Origin of the sequence: Paenarthrobacter nitroguajacolicus (assembly GCF_029952445.1) — a bacterium.
GTDB lineage: Bacteria > Actinomycetota > Actinomycetes > Actinomycetales > Micrococcaceae > Arthrobacter > Arthrobacter nitroguajacolicus_B.
On the sequence record NZ_JAQPPK010000079.1, the window covers coordinates 1 to 531 of the forward strand.

General features: G+C 66.5%; 1 protein-coding gene. It reads right to left on the bottom strand.

The window, feature by feature from the left end:
- The coding region (locus PJL15_RS22600; RefSeq protein ID WP_281453361.1) for an HNH endonuclease signature motif containing protein at nt 1-531 on the bottom strand (531 nt) is incomplete at both ends.

Sequence of the window (531 nt, forward strand, 5' to 3'; positions counted from 1 at the left end):
GGTGGTGGTGGTGGGAGCAGAGGAGGGTGCCGTTGTTGGTTCCTGTGGTGCCTTGGTGTGACCAGTAGGTGATGTGGTGGGCTTCGCACCAGGGTGCGGGGATGGTGCAGTCGGGGAAGGCGCAGCCTCCGTCGCGGGCGGTGATGGCTTTGCGGATGTGGGGTGGGAAGATCCGGCTGGTGCGGCCGATGTTGAGGATTTGGGAGTCGCTGCCGAGCACGATGGGGATGATGTCGGCGTCGCAGGCTATTTTGCGGATGGTGTTGGGGTGGATGGGGCCGGTGAACGTCGCGGTTCCGGTGCTGATGCGCGGTCCCGCGGTGCTACTGGTGCCCTGTCCGGTGGTGCCGGTGCCGGTGCCCTGTCCGGTGGTGCTGGTGCCTGTGCTGGTGGTGGGGTGGCGACGGATGGTGTCGCAGAGGTCGCGGTAGTCGATGTTGACGGTGAGTTGGGGTCGGAGTCCGCCGTTGGAGGGTAGTTTCCCGGTGGTCATGGCCACGGCGCAGGCCCCGACGAGTCCGTCGAGGAGTT